General features: G+C 32.9%; 10 protein-coding genes. 8 read left to right on the forward strand and 2 right to left on the reverse strand.

All coding sequences use genetic code 11. The annotated features are described in order from the left end of the window. The first annotated feature begins 51 nt into the window (after positions 1 to 51). The 7 genes from KA814_RS01275 (at position 52) to uidA (ending at position 10539) form a co-directional block, all read left to right on the forward strand. Positions 52 to 735 carry a GntR family transcriptional regulator gene (locus KA814_RS01275; protein WP_019470073.1) on the forward strand — a complete coding sequence of 228 codons (684 nt, stop codon included), beginning with the start codon at positions 52 to 54 and terminating at the stop codon, positions 733 to 735. Positions 736 to 769: 34 nt separating this feature from the next. Beyond that, positions 770 to 2320 carry a gluconokinase gene (gene gntK, locus KA814_RS01280; protein ID WP_019470074.1) on the forward strand — a complete coding sequence of 517 codons (1551 nt, stop codon included), beginning with the start codon at positions 770 to 772 and terminating at the stop codon, positions 2318 to 2320. A 192-nt stretch (positions 2321 to 2512) separates the two neighbouring features. Next, positions 2513 to 3871 carry a gluconate:H+ symporter gene (locus KA814_RS01285; RefSeq protein ID WP_019470075.1) on the forward strand — a complete coding sequence of 453 codons (1359 nt, stop codon included), beginning with the start codon at positions 2513 to 2515 and terminating at the stop codon, positions 3869 to 3871. Between the two features lie 492 nt (positions 3872 to 4363). Beyond that, positions 4364 to 5434 (forward strand): YkvI family membrane protein, encoded by a 1071-nt coding sequence (locus tag KA814_RS01290; RefSeq protein WP_019470076.1) that lies wholly within the window; start codon positions 4364 to 4366, stop codon positions 5432 to 5434. 134 nt (positions 5435 to 5568) lie between these two features. Then, the gene (locus tag KA814_RS01295) at positions 5569 to 6783 is read left to right on the forward strand and encodes a helix-turn-helix domain-containing protein (RefSeq protein ID WP_046206793.1); all 1215 of its coding nucleotides are present in this window, start codon (positions 5569 to 5571) and stop codon (positions 6781 to 6783) included. Positions 6784 to 7305: 522 nt separating this feature from the next. After that, positions 7306 to 8709: an MFS transporter gene (locus tag KA814_RS01300; protein ID WP_046206794.1), complete on the forward strand. Its 1404-nt coding sequence runs from the start codon at positions 7306 to 7308 to the stop codon at positions 8707 to 8709. A 36-nt stretch (positions 8710 to 8745) separates the two neighbouring features. Next, positions 8746 to 10539 carry a beta-glucuronidase gene (uidA, locus tag KA814_RS01305; RefSeq protein WP_064209286.1) on the forward strand — a complete coding sequence of 598 codons (1794 nt, stop codon included), beginning with the start codon at positions 8746 to 8748 and terminating at the stop codon, positions 10537 to 10539. A 390-nt stretch (positions 10540 to 10929) separates the two neighbouring features. On the opposite strand, the gene KA814_RS01310 is transcribed toward uidA, so the two are convergent. After that, on the reverse strand, positions 10930 to 12654 hold the full coding sequence (locus KA814_RS01310; protein ID WP_064209287.1) for a glycoside hydrolase family 3 protein: 1725 nt from the start codon (positions 12652 to 12654) through the stop codon (positions 10930 to 10932). A 4-nt stretch (positions 12655 to 12658) separates the two neighbouring features. After that, a complete protein-coding gene (locus KA814_RS01315; RefSeq protein ID WP_064209288.1) occupies positions 12659 to 13504 on the reverse strand; it encodes an HAD hydrolase-like protein in 846 nt (281 codons plus the stop codon). A 474-nt stretch (positions 13505 to 13978) separates the two neighbouring features. Here KA814_RS01315 and KA814_RS01320 point away from each other — a divergent pair, with 474 nt between their 5' ends. Then, a complete protein-coding gene (locus KA814_RS01320) occupies positions 13979 to 14620 on the forward strand; it encodes a beta/alpha barrel domain-containing protein (RefSeq protein ID WP_064209289.1) in 642 nt (213 codons plus the stop codon). Positions 14621 to 14689: the final 69 nt, after the last annotated feature.

A 14689-nucleotide genomic window follows, 5' to 3' on the forward strand; every position in this document is an offset into this window, starting at 1 on the left:
ATTACTATACTTGTATACAAGTATATCGATTGAGTGGAGAGGTGAAGTCGTTTGGAATATATTTATCCAGAACAATGGCTTGAAGGTGTTTCTAAAGGTGAAATGATTGCTTCGGAAATACGTTTAAGAATTGTTGATGGCATGATTACACCAGACACATTGTTAACTGAAAACCAAATTGCCAATGAATTTAATGTGAGTCGTTCTCCAGTAAGAGATGCATTTAAATTATTAAAGCAAGATCAGTTAATTCATTTAGAACGAATGGGTGCCTACGTTTTACCTTTTAATGATAATGAAAAAAAAGAACTGTATGATTTAAGAATTATGCTAGAATCATTTGCTTTTAATAAGATAAAAAAAGATAATCATGAGCAAATTGTTAAAGAAATGCGGAAACAACTAGAAATGATGAGAGTTGCTGTTAAATTTGAAGACGCAGAGGCATTTACAGAACACGATATGAAATTTCATGAAGTGACGATATTAGCTTCTAAACATCAGTATCTAAAAACATTTTGGAACAATTTGAAGCCAGTGATGGAAGCGCTTATCTTGTTATCCATGCGCAAACGTATGACTGAAAATCCGGTTGATTTTGAACGAATTCATCATAATCATGAAGTGTTTATCGATGCGGTTGCAAAGCAAAGTGCAACAAAACTAAGAGAAGCATTTCATTTGAATTTTGATGATGTTGGCGAAGATATAGATAGTTTTTGGATGAAAGAGTAATTGTGAAACAAGAGGTACAATAGGAGGAAAAACTATGAAATACATGATAGGTGTTGATATAGGTACGACAAGTACAAAAGCAGTGCTTTATGATGAAAAAGGGCAGTTTATTATGAAACATAATATTGGCTATCCTTTGCATACACCAAATGTGGAGGTGTCAGAAGAAAATCCTGATGAGTTATTTGATGCAGTATTGATGACGATTAAATATGTTATGAGGGAAGCCAATGTTCATAAAAATGATTTGAAATTAATTTCATTTAGTGCTCAAATGCATAGTTTGATTGCAATGAATGCAAGTCATCAACGATTAACTGAGAATTTGACTTGGGCAGATAATCGTGCGACAAAATATGCAGAAATGATTAAAGACAAATATGACGGTGACGCGATATACAGTAGAACAGGTACGCCTATCCATCCAATGTCACCTCTATCTAAAATATTTTGGATGAAACACGAACAACAAGAAATATATAATCAAACAGCGATGTTTGCAGACATTAAGACATATATTTTTTATCAGTTATTTGAAACCTATGTGATTGATCAATCGATGGCTTCATCTACTGGCATGTTTAACTTAGAGAATTTAGATTGGGATCAAGAAGCATTAGCGTTGTTAGGCATTCGTAAATCTCAATTGCCTGAAATTGTACCGACAACACATATATTAAAAGGAATGAAACGTCGTTACGCAACATTAATGGGTATTGACGAAAATACGCCAATTGTTGTAGGTGCTAGTGATGGCGTATTGTCAAATTTAGGCGTAAATGCGTTTAAAAAAGGTGAAGTTGCTGTAACCATTGGAACTTCTGGCGCCATAAGAACAGTAATAGATAAACCACGAACAGATTATAAAGGTAGAATTTTCTGTTATGTTTTGACGGAAGATCATTATGTCATTGGAGGACCAGTGAATAATGGAGGCGTGGTATTACGATGGCTACGTGACGAATTATTGGCGAGTGAAGTGGAAACAGCAAAACGTTTAGGCGTCGACCCTTATGATGTACTGACTAAAATTGCTAATCGTGTGAAACCGGGCGCAGATGGGTTGATATTCCATCCATATTTAGCAGGTGAACGTGCACCATTGTGGAATGCAGATGCACGAGGTTCATTCTTTGGCTTAACGCTAGCTCACAAGAAAGAACATATGATTCGAGCAGCGTTAGAAGGCGTTCTTTATAACCTTTATACAGTTTATTTAGCATTAGTCGAAGTAATGAATGAAACACCGTCCACGATAAAAGCAACGGGAGGGTTTGCTAAAAGTGAAGTGTGGCGTCAAATGATGGCAGATATCTTTGATACGAATTTAATCGTCCCAGAGAGTTATGAAAGCTCATGTTTAGGCGCTTGTGTACTTGGCATGAAGGCACTTGGTGAAATTGAAGATTTTTCTATTATTGAAGAAATGGTGGGTACAACAAATCAGCATCGTCCAAATCAAGATAATGTGAATGTTTATCAAAAACTCATTTCAATTTTCATCAATTTAAGTCGCTCATTAGAAGAACGCTATGCTGAAATCGCTACGTTTCAGCGTGAACATGTGGTTGAAGATAAATCGTAGATACGATTTATTGGTACAAACTGAGTGAATGATAAGCTATAAATAAAAATATGTAAATTCCATTTAAGGCTATCATTTCATTCAGTTTAAAAAATTTAAAATTTTAAACATTTAAGTAAGCGTTATCATTGAGAGGGCAAGCCCTTTTGATATTATGAACGATTATGTTAAGTGTTAAAGGGGAGAACAATTATGTTTGAAACAATTTGGCCATTAATTACAGTGGTTATAGGTATCGTTGTATTATTATCATTAATCATTTTCTTGAAGTTAAATACATTTATATCATTAATTATTACATCTATTATCACTGCTATTTTACTCGGAATGCCGTTAGATAAAATTATAGAAACCATTGAAAATGGTATGGGAAGTACTTTAGGACATATTGCTCTAATTTTTGGTTTAGGTGCGATTTTAGGTAAACTATTGGCTGATGGTGGTGGTGCTACACGTATTGCCGATACATTGATTAAAAAGTTTGGACACAAACACGTACAATGGGCAATGTTGATTGCAGCCTTTATTGTAGGTATAGCGTTATTCTTTGAAGTAGGATTAGTACTATTAATACCATTAGTATTTACAATTGCAAAACGCGCGAATGTATCACAATTAAAACTTGGACTTCCTATGGTTGTAGCACTATCTGTGACACATGGATTCTTACCACCACATCCGGGACCAGTTGTAATTGCTAAAGAACTACAAGCTAATTTAGGTCATGTGTTACTTTACGGTATAATTATAGCAATACCTGTTACCATTATTGCAGGGCCATTATTTAATAAAGTGGCACAAAAAATTACGCCAACTGCTTATCAACGCGAAGGTGATATCTCAGCTTTAGGTGCGCAAAAAGAATTTTCAGAGTCTGAAATGCCTGGATTTGGTATCAGTTTACTAACTGCAATTTCACCAGTTATTCTTATGTTACTTTCTACAATTGTTCAGTTAGTGACGGGTAATGAAGAAGCGACAAATGGCTTTGAATCCTTCATTTACTTTATAGGTACTGCTGGTACAGCGATGTTAATTGCCGTTTTGTTTGCAATTATAACAATGGGTGTCAGACAAGGTAGAAAAAATGCTGAAATCATGGATTCTGTATCAAACGCAATCTATCCTATTGGAATGATGATTTTAATTATAGGCGGCGGTGGTACTTTCAAACAGGTACTGATAGATGGTGGTGTTGGTGACACAATAGCTAAAATGTTTGAAGGTACTGAAATGTCTCCTATATTACTAGCATGGGTAGTTGCAGCCGTTTTAAGAATTGCTTTAGGCTCATCTACAGTAGCCGCAATTTCATCAACAGGCATTGTATTGCCATTACTACAATCATCGGACGTGAATGTTGCATTAGTAGTATTAGCAATTGGCGCAGGTAGTGTTATCTTATCTCATGTGAATGACGCAGGCTTTTGGATGTTTAAAGAATATTTTGGTTTAACTGTTAAAGAAACGTTTCTAACTTGGTCATTACTTGAAACGGTTATTTCTGTTTCAGGACTAGTTTTTATTTTTATATTAAGTATCTTTGTATAATAAAATCACATAAAAACACATATAAATGGGTGTGTGTTACGAAATAGAGTCTGGAACATAAAGTTCTTGAACAAGTGAAAAAAGGCAATTTCTATTGAAATCATATAGAAATTGCCTTTTTCAATATTATTTTAATTATAGTTAGGTCATTGATTTACTACTTGGGTTAATATAAGTCCTTATTTTTAAAAATATTTTAATGTGAATTTAGACATAAATAAGTCGTAGTATTGATGAGTAACAATGAATCACACAGATGGACTGAATTAAATCATCTTCATGTTATTTTTCTAGGGTTTATGTTCCAAATGCTATATTGCATGAATTGCTTAGTCTTTTAAGTATTTCAACATAAATTATGGATAAAATGATAAAATTGAGTAATCGTAGAAATTTTAAGTAGTTTAGATGCCAAATATACAATAATCATAGTTATTATAATTGAAATTTTATTTAAGTTGTATATAGTAGACTCAATAAGGGGGTAACATGATGAAAAGAATATTACTGATTGCTAGTGCTTTTATCGGTGTCATCGTTGGTGCTGGATTTGCTTCTGGACAAGAAGTGCTGCAATATTTTACTAGTTTTGGTATTTTGGGCACTTTGGGTGCTATCATTACCACAGCGTTGTTTGCTTATGTTGGGATGATGCTTGTTTGGTTAGGGAGTAAGTTTGATACAGATTCACATAAAGTCGTTATACATAATATTACTGGAAAATCATTATTTGGAAAATTATTGGGATGGATTATTGATTTAGTCATTATCTTTACTTTGTTTGGTGTCGGTGTAGTGATGATTGCAGGTGCTGGGTCAAACTTAAATCAACAATTTGGGGTACCATCGCTCGTTGGTACATTATTAATGACTGTATTAATCATCCTTGCAGGAATGTTAAAGGTAGAAGGTGTAGTTAAAGTTATTGGCAATATTACGCCGTTTTTAATTATTTTTATATTAATTATTTCGATTTATAGTTTCTTAACTACAAATGTACCATTTTCTGAATTAAATACAATTTCAGATGCGAAACCTTCGACATTACCTAATTGGTTTGTTGCAGGTATTAATTATGCTTCATTTAATACAGCAGTAGGTGCTTCAATGGCTATTGTAATGGGTGGAGCAGAAAAAAATTCAAAAGTAGCAGCAATTGGAGGCTTAGTAGGTGGCCTGATATTGGGTGCTATGATTGTCTTAAGTCATTTAGCAATTTTTACACAAATCAATATTGTCGGTAATATGGAAATGCCTATGTTAGGTATTGTGAATCATATATCACCAATTCTAGGTATCATTATGGCAATCGTGATATTTGGTATGATTTTCAATACAGGACTAGGTATGTTTTATGCATTTGCAACACGTTTCACTGTTGTAGATTCTATACGTTTTAAGATATTTTATACTATTACAATCCTTGTAGGACTTTGCTTAAGTTTTGTCGGATTTACAGATCTGGTAGCAATCTTCTATCCATTAATCGGTTATTTAGGTTTGGTACTTATCTTTGTCTTATTCTATGCGCCGTTTAAATTAAAATTGGGTAAGAAACAATAGACACAGAGTGATCAATAGCCTTACATGACTAAATATATAAAATACTAAAAATAAATTAAATATTTTTTATTCATTTGATACTCTATTCCTTAATATTTAGATATAATAAAAATATAAGGAATGGGGTGTTTTTTATGAAAAATGAAACGCTAGAAATATTGCAAATGCATGCTATACAATTGCTGGGTATTCAGTTAGAAGGTTATGATATGGACAACATAAAGGAGATTAGTAACCATATTAAGACACCTTTTATGAATACTACCAAAAAACAATATAGAAATGAGTTGAAACATTTTATTGTGCATATGCAAAGTAATAAAATTTATCACTATAAAAATAGTTTTAATGTTAGCTTTTTGATTTTTAAATTTAAAAAATATAGAAAAATATATATTATTGGGCCTTATATGGATAAACGACCCAATGAGCGCCAATGTAATGAAATGTTACTTAATTTAAATATTAAAATTTCTAAGCTGCCTACACTGAAACAATATCTACTTAAAATACCAATATGTCATCATGTTAAAGCACAAAAAATGTGTCGTTTAGCAATTCGTTTTTTGAAGAAAAGAAATATTGTCTATGAAACGGTAGAAATTGACTTCAGTTTTCATGCAAATGAAACATTTTTAGCTGATTCTAAGCTTCAAAGTGATTACACATTACAAGAAATAGAATATAGATATAATTTAGAAAATCAATTGTTGACTGCAGTAGAAAACGGAAATGTCGAAGAAGCATTAACGATTTTAAAAAAGATGAGTTTGTCTGTGACTGGTTTACGACGAGTGAAGGATGATCTATCAAATGAACAATATAAAGCATATTTGATCAATACTTTATGCCGTAAAGCTGGTGAAAAAGCGGGTGTAAGTCTTATACATATCGATGAAATATCCGCTCGATATGCTGCAATGATTGATCGGACATTGGATGTAGAAGTATTGGAAGAATTAACGTATGCAATTGTAAAGGAATATGCAGAAAGGGCTATGAAAATTAAAGCGAATGCCTTTAGCCCTAAAGTAAGTAAAGTGATTCAATATATTGAAAGAAACTTAGATAGTAATTTAACTTTAGAAGAATTAGCGAATTATGTGAATTTGGCACCTAGTTATCTATCAAGAATTTTTAATCAGGAATGTCATCAATCTTTATCACAATTTATTACAGCACTAAGAATAAAAAAAGGGCGTGACTTAATAGCGCGGACAAAAATGACTGTTGCCGAAGTGGCAAAATATGTTGGTTTTAAGGAACAAAGTTATTTCGCACAATGTTTTAAAAAGCAATATGGCAAGACACCATTGAAATATCGGACAGAACATAAAGAATTTTATTAGTAGATATAATGAAAAATCAGAAAATTAAATATTCAATAAAAAAATTGTAAAAAAAATTAGGAAAATATCAAAAAAATCATAATTATCTCTGAAAATAATTAAAATAGCACCAATTCACATTAAACTTAGAGCTAATTTAATATTTTCCGCGCAATTGTATGTAATAAAGTATAGTATCAATTTGGATTGGCGTTATTACAGACTTTAGCAATAGTTGAAAAAAAATAGCATAGATGGATAAGTAAGACACAATTTTAACAACGTTGTTATTTTTTATTGACTGTTGTCATTATAAAAATATAATAAAAGTAAGAGCTCTATCAAAAAGTGTTAAGGGTGTATGCACGTGAAAATAATAAGCGTATCTATTCTAGAGGGTTAAAAATTTTTATGTACGTAAGAAAACGCTTTCAATTCTATGGGGAAAGTTATGATTGATGGCCACATTCAATAAAACAGACTATGAAACTGCAAAGATGAGGTGCACAAATGTTGTTTCGATAGTGGAAAGAGGTAATCCTTATGGTTACAGCCAGATTAAAACCGGCAAATAAGAAATTGAAAAAATTTAACGAAATTGAATCACCGAAATTAAAATTCAAAGAAAAACTAGCTTATGGATTTGGGGATTTAGGTAACGGATTAATGTTTGATATGGGGCAAATTTATTTACTGCTTTTTTATACAGATATTTTGGGAATTCCGTCTGCCGTTGGTGGTCTCGTATTTTTAGTTGCTAAATTTTTCGATGCATTTGTAGACACGGGTGTAGGAACTCTTGTCGATAATCAGAAGAATTTTTCAAAGCGAGGAAAATTTAGACCATTTATTTTATATGGGAGCGTTCCTTTAGCAATATTGACTGTTTTAACTTTTATTTCTCCTGATATCAGTGAAACAGGTAAAATTATATGGGCATTTGGAACATATTTACTATTCAATGCTGCTTATTCTGTCGTGAATATACCTTATGGTTCATTGTCTGCCTCAATGACGATTAATGCGGATGATCGAACACAATTATCAGTGTTTCGTAATTTAGGGTCACAAGGTGCCATGTTTATTTCAGGCATTGTTATTATTCCGTTAGTAAGTCTATTTCCGAATCATGCGATTGGTTATCCGATTGCAGTAGGAATACTTGCAATTGCAGGTGTCACACTACATATGTTGTGTTATAAGGGGGTTAAAGAGCGTCATACAATTGAACGTCCGCAAGTAAAAGGTTTAGGGCGTAAAGCGTTTTTTAATTTACTGAAAAATAGACCATTTATAATTTTAGCAATTTATACATTGCTAACGATTACTGCTTTATTTTTACAACAAGGTGCGCAACTATATTATTACAAAAATGTACTTGGTTTTGATAATTTAATAGGAATTGTAAGTACATTGAATTTTATTGTTTTAATACCAGCATTATTCCTAACTACTTTCTTAAGTAAAAAAGTAGGTAAAAAAATGACAGCAGTCATAGGCGTAAGTGGTTTTATTATTTTCCAAATTGTGAACTTTTCGTTATTTTCAGAGCAAATTGTACTTTTCTTAATATTTAACACGATTGCACAATTATTCTTAGTTATTCCAAATACGGTGACATGGGCGTTTATAGCTGATGTTGTAGAATACGGACAATGGCAATCAGGACTTAGATCTGAAGGTATTATTTATGCAAGTTATAGTTTTACTAGAAAAATTTCACAAGGCTTAGCAGGTTTTATACCAGGTATGGCATTAACAATTATTGGTTATGTACCTAATGCGGCACAAACGCCTGATACAATATTCGGTTTAAAAATATTATTCTTTGTGGTACCCGCGGTCATTTGTTTAGTTGCAGTGATACTTTTCTTCATTGCATACCCATTAACAGATCAGAAACATAAACAAATTGTTAAAGAACTAGCACTTAGAGAGGAATTATAACTATTTTGTATTTAATTTTATGAGAGGAGCATTTATATGCTATATCCAGTAACAAATGAACAGAGAAGTATCATAGACTTAAATGGTGTTTGGCAGTTTAAATTAGAAGAGAACTATGATCAAATAGATGTAACGAAACCTTTGGACACTGATTTAGTTATGGCAGTACCTGGTTCATATAATGATCAAGGCGTGACTGCAAACATACGTAATCATGTAGGAAACGTTTGGTATGAAAGAATGTTTACGATACCTAATGTACTATCAGATGAACGTATTGTGTTGAGATTTGGTTCAGCTACACATAAAGCAACTGTTTATATCGATGGTCAAGAAGTCACATCACATCAAGGAGGATTTCTACCATTTGAAGTGGAATTAAATCAAAAATTCTCTACAGGAAAACATCGTTTAACGGTTTGTGTAAATAATATATTAGACGAAACGACTTTACCTGTTGGTAATTATAGCGAAACCACAGACAAAGATGGTAATTTGATTAAAAGAAATAAACCTAATTTTGACTTTTTCAATTATGCTGGTTTGCATAGACCCGTTAAAATTTATACAACACCACAAACATTTATAAAAGATATTGAAATTGTTCCAGAAGTTAAAAATAATGTGGCAGATATAAATTATAATGTTTCCATCAATGAACCAGTGGATGATATCTTAATTAAATTGATAGATGAAGCGGGAAAGGTTGTAGCAGAAACGACTGATGCACAGGGTTCTATCAAGGTTGAACAGCCGCATTTATGGCAACCTTTGAATGCTTACTTATATCATTTAGAAGTAACGTTAGTAGATAATAACCAAGCTGTAGATAGTTATACTGAGCGTTTTGGTATACGATCTGTGGAAGTAAAACAGGGGCAATTTTTAATCAATGATCAACCGTTTTATTTTAAAGGATTTGGTAAGCATGAAGATACCTATTATAATGGCCGAGGATTAAATGAAGTAACAAACGTTATGGATTTCAATCTGATTAAATGGATTGGCGGTAACTCATTTAGAACGTCACACTATCCTTATTCTGAAGAAATGATGCGATTGGCAGATGAACAAGGTATTGTTGTCATAGATGAAACAACTGCTGTCGGCGTGCATTTAAACTTTAGCACTGTATTATATGGTGTGTCTACAAGAGATACATTTAAAGAAATTGGAACGAAAAAAGCACACGAATCTGTTATCAAAGATTTGATTGATAGAGATAAAAACCATGCATGTGTAGTAATGTGGTCAATAGCTAATGAACCAGCTTCAACTGAAGAAGGCGCAAAAGAATATTTTGAGCCCTTGGTCAACTTAGCACGTTCTTGCGATCCACAAAACAGACCTGTAACAATCGTAACCATTTTAATGTCACAGCCGGATAATTGCCAAGTTCAAGATTTAGTAGATGTATTATGTCTGAACAGATATTACGGATGGTATACACAAACAGGCGACTTGGAAGCTGCTAAAGAAGCTTTAAGAACTGAGTTAGATGGTTGGAGTGAAAAACAACCGCATAAGCCAATTATGTTTACAGAATATGGTGCGGACACAGTAGCAGGATTACATTCACTAAATGATGAATTATTTACGGAAGAGTACCAAATTCGTTATTATGAAGCAAATCATGAAGTCATTGATCAATATCCACAATTTATTGGTGAACATACATGGAATTTTGCAGATTTTGAAACATCTGCAGATATTATCCGTGTCCAAGGAAACAAAAAAGGAATATTCACGCGTGAACGTCGCCCTAAAGCAGTTGCACATTATTTCAAGAAACGTTGGGAAAACATACCTAACTTTGGCTATAAATCATAAACAACTAAATACAATTATAAGTATATTCACCCTAAAGCCTATAACAAGCTTTAGGGTTATTTTGGTTTTATAGAAAAGGGGGTATCAAATTGAATAATATGATTTAGCGGCATTATATATAATAAAATGTATTTTGTATGTTTAGTAAGTTTTAGTATAAATTAGTTTGTTTAGCTTTATGATCGTTATAAAAGGAGACAAAAGAGTACTGTGTTGACGCTGTAGATAATAAAATACGTGAATGTATACAGTTCGAACAAACATACTCTAGCTATACCCATACGAAAGTATTTCAATATAAAAAGGACTAATCTCATTTTAATGTGAGAGATTAGTCCTTAATTTAAGCATAGGTATTATATCCTAAGCATGATATTATAACTCGCTTTTTTATAATTTTGCTTGCCATTTTTCTGTCCATACTAAGTCATTATATTGACCTTTAAATTCACTTTCTCCCATGATCTTATCAATGGTTTGTTTAATATTTTCTCTGTTGGAATGATAAGCGTTTATATAAGCTTTAACCATTGTTGCATCATGCAGGTGAGTCGTGAAATTGGTAGAAATAAACACGGTTGGTACTTCATGTACATACCATGGTATTTCATTGCTCATGGCTGTACCCCATTTAATGCGATAGTTATTTTCAGCAGCATAGCCGATAATATTTGCAAATACTAACGCAGCGTCTACTTTTTCACGATATTCTAATGTTTTACCTTTAATACGTGTTGAACCATCATTTAATGTCACATTAAATCCACGAGATTCGAGTTCTTTTATAATATCATCTGTGACGTTATTCGCTGATTTATAGATGCCATCTTTTTCGCCTTCGATCACATAAAGCATAATATTTTTATGTGTTTCAGGTCGGATAGGTAATTGATTTAAAGTGTTTTTTACAAGTGTTATGCCTAAATCAGCTGCTTCTGCGCGCATTTCTAAATGTTCTGTACAACCGATAATATCTAATGCTTCTTGAGGTTGAATGATTGAACCGTCTTCTTGTTTCATGTGAAGATTGAGTTGTGCTTTTAAACCTAAGATACGTCTTACGGCATCATTTAATCTCTCTTCTGTGATGACCCCGTTTTTATAACCATTGAGCATAAATTGGTAATCTTCTTCCAAATCATTGAAGAACAAGAACATATCACAACCAGCTGCAATGGCTAATGGAACATAATCTTCGCGACGCATAGAAGCAGTCATACCTAACATATGGCTAGCATCAGTAACGACTAAACCATTAAATTTCATATCATCTTTTAGTAAATCAGTAATTAGTTCAGAAGAAAGAGTTGCAGGTAAAATGTCTTTATCTTCGAGACTTGGATTTAATTTTTTTGAATAAGCAGGTTGTGCAATATGTCCTGCCATTATCATCTGTACACCGCGATCAATGTGATGTTGATAAACTTTTCGGAAGCTGTCGTCCCATTCCTCGGTAGATAGTTCATTTACTCCAAGCACCAAGTGCTGGTCACGCTCTTCCGTACCGTCTCCAGGGAAGTGTTTGATACATGTAATCATATCGCGTTCAGCATTAAAGCCGTCAATAAATGCACTTGAATATTTAATAACTGTTTCAGCATCTGTGCCATATGCACGTGTATTAACGATTGTATTGCGCCAATTCTTAAGTATGTCTACACAGGGATCGAAATTAATGTGTACACCAAGTGCTGAGGATTCACGTGCTGAAACGAGACCAGCATTATATGAAACTTTTGTATCTTGGGCAGCTTCACATTGAGCAGCACTTGCGATATATGTACCATCTTTACATGCACCATTTCCTCCTGAATCACAGTTTGCTGCTACAAGCACTGGAACTTTCGTATGCCTTTGTAAATCATTGAGTAAGTTTTGAACTTCTTCTTTGTTTCCACCTTCATATCGAGCGCCACCAATGTGATAACGTTCAAGTATATCTTTATTAGTTAAGTCTGCGTCAAAAAATTTTTTGCCACCTTCTAAAGAAAATAAGTTAAAAAATAATTGACCAATTTTTTCTTCGTCTGTTAATGTACCAAGTGTTTCTTCTACCCATGCTATTTGATTGTCATTTAAATGATAGGGTGATGCTGTCAAATCTACTTTAACCATAGTGTTAGTTCTCTCCTTCAAAATTATTAAAAAATATTTGTTTTAAAGTGTCATGTGTGTATTGGTTGAAATGACCATCTTTAAACAATTTTAAATATTTATTGTTAAAGTCTAGCCACGATTGATCTTCATGACCTGCTAGTATTGGATAAAAGTACATACCATGAGATTCTGCTGCTTCTAAGTCTCCTTTGGCATCTCCTAACATGATGATGTCTTCTAAGTTGTAATATTGTTTTAAGTGCGCTAAACAGTGCTCTTTTGTACCTGCTTCTTGTGCAAACATGCCACTTAAATAGTCTGTTAATTTGTATGTTTCCCACTCATATTCTACTGCCGCTAAATTTGCTGATGACACAATTGCGATATCGGCAAAAGTTGAAGCATTTTGTAGAGACGTTTGTACGTTTTTAAATGGTCCAATACTTGGTAAGGTTTTGATAATTGCATTAACACGGTGGGACCATGATAATGCTTTTTGTAATCCATTTTGTTGCGGATTGTTTGATATAGCTTTTTCGAGTGCTGGATTAGAGAAAGCATCTGTTGTTTGCACCCACTGCTTAATATGCTCGTATCCCTCAATATGAATCCCTTGTTCAACAAGTTCACTTAACATGCGTTCTAATCCTTTAAAGCGATTAATACCTCTAGTGATTTCATATAAATTTATATCATTCCAACGCTTTAATAGTTTGGACTCTATATTTTCTAAATCCCATTCTTCAACAATAGCTGGACCAAATGCCCGCTCATGCTTGATAGTCATAGAATCGATGGCACATCCGTCAGAATCAACGCAAATTAATTTTTTAAACCTAGGTTTGTAATGTGATAAAGAATCAATCATTTAATCTGTTCCTCTCAAGTTAAAATATGTGCTTTATCATATACCATTGCCTTACTTTTAAAATACTGTTGTAAGCAAAACTCAAGGATATAATAAAGCGCTTTCTTTATAATATTAAAGTTAGCATTCATAATAGAAAAAAACTAGCGCATTTCGTATAACTTTGTGATTATAATCACAAAGTAGGTGTTTTATGTCATTTTATTACTAAAATAGTTATTTTATTAATAAAAATATTGGTTATTTTGAGAGAAGTACGTGATCAAAGGTGCGTACATTTTATTTTTGATATATCTCATCTATGGCATCCATTTTGTAAATAAAACATCAATATGCTACATAGATACTAATGATTGGTCAAATTGTTAACAAAATATAATGAATCTTACTATGAAAGGGTTACGTAGTCATCGATTGACGAAAATTAGATAAAAATTACAATGAAATAAAATGGATTGGAAAGGACAGACGCTAATGGATAAATTGCTGACTTTGGAACAATTACACCGAAACTACTTGGTAGGAGTAGTTAAGGGATCTACTTGTGATGATGCTATATTGAAAAGTGAAAAAATGATTGAGGGTGGTATGAAAAATATTGAAATAACATCTAACACGCCCTATGCAGAATTGGCCATAAAAGCGTTAACCCAAAAATTTGGTAAATCAATTATCATTGGTGCAGGTTCAGTTCAAAATGTTGTAACCGCACGTGTAGCGATTATAAATGGTGCTCGCTATATAGCAACGTCGCATTTAGACGTTCAAATAGCGCATATTTGTAATGTATACCAAATACCTTACATGCCAAGATGTGTTTCGAAAGATGAAGTAACTAAAGCGATACAGTATGAAGTACCAGTGATTAAGTTGTATCCTGCAAATATATTAGGTGTACCTTTTTTGAAAAACATTCGTGAAATCTTCCCCAATATACATATGATACCTTATGGCGGCATGTCATTAGAAAATATGGAGCAGTGGTACAAAAGTGGTGCCTATGCTATCGGTATTGGTAATGCATTAACTAAAGGGACACAAAAAAACCACTTAGATATGATTATTCATCAAACACATGCATTTGTAGAAAAATTAAATTCAGTGCGTTTGAGCTAAATGATTAGCTAAAATATGACAGCAATTTATCTAATGGTATAACTAACGCTTCGTGATTAAGCGCAATAT

Source organism: Staphylococcus sp. GDY8P196P, from assembly GCF_017891705.1.
Lineage (GTDB): Bacteria > Bacillota > Bacilli > Staphylococcales > Staphylococcaceae > Staphylococcus > Staphylococcus ureilyticus.

What these genes read in the sequence shown, in the direction of transcription:
- gntK (WP_019470074.1), top strand. Translation starts at nt 770, where the DNA reads ATGAAATACATGATAGGTGTTGATATAGGTACGACAAGTACAAAAGCA.
- KA814_RS01285 (WP_019470075.1), top strand. Translation starts at nt 2,513, where the DNA reads ATGTTTGAAACAATTTGGCCATTAATTACAGTGGTTATAGGTATCGTT.
- KA814_RS01290 (WP_019470076.1), top strand. Translation starts at nt 4,364, where the DNA reads ATGAAAAGAATATTACTGATTGCTAGTGCTTTTATCGGTGTCATCGTT.
- KA814_RS01295 (WP_046206793.1), top strand. Translation starts at nt 5,569, where the DNA reads ATGAAAAATGAAACGCTAGAAATATTGCAAATGCATGCTATACAATTG.
- KA814_RS01300 (WP_046206794.1), top strand. Translation starts at nt 7,306, where the DNA reads ATGGTTACAGCCAGATTAAAACCGGCAAATAAGAAATTGAAAAAATTT.
- uidA (WP_064209286.1), top strand. Translation starts at nt 8,746, where the DNA reads ATGCTATATCCAGTAACAAATGAACAGAGAAGTATCATAGACTTAAAT.
- KA814_RS01310 (WP_064209287.1), bottom strand. Translation starts at nt 12,654, where the DNA reads ATGGTTAAAGTAGATTTGACAGCATCACCCTATCATTTAAATGACAAT.
- KA814_RS01315 (WP_064209288.1), bottom strand. Translation starts at nt 13,504, where the DNA reads ATGATTGATTCTTTATCACATTACAAACCTAGGTTTAAAAAATTAATT.
- KA814_RS01320 (WP_064209289.1), top strand. Translation starts at nt 13,979, where the DNA reads ATGGATAAATTGCTGACTTTGGAACAATTACACCGAAACTACTTGGTA.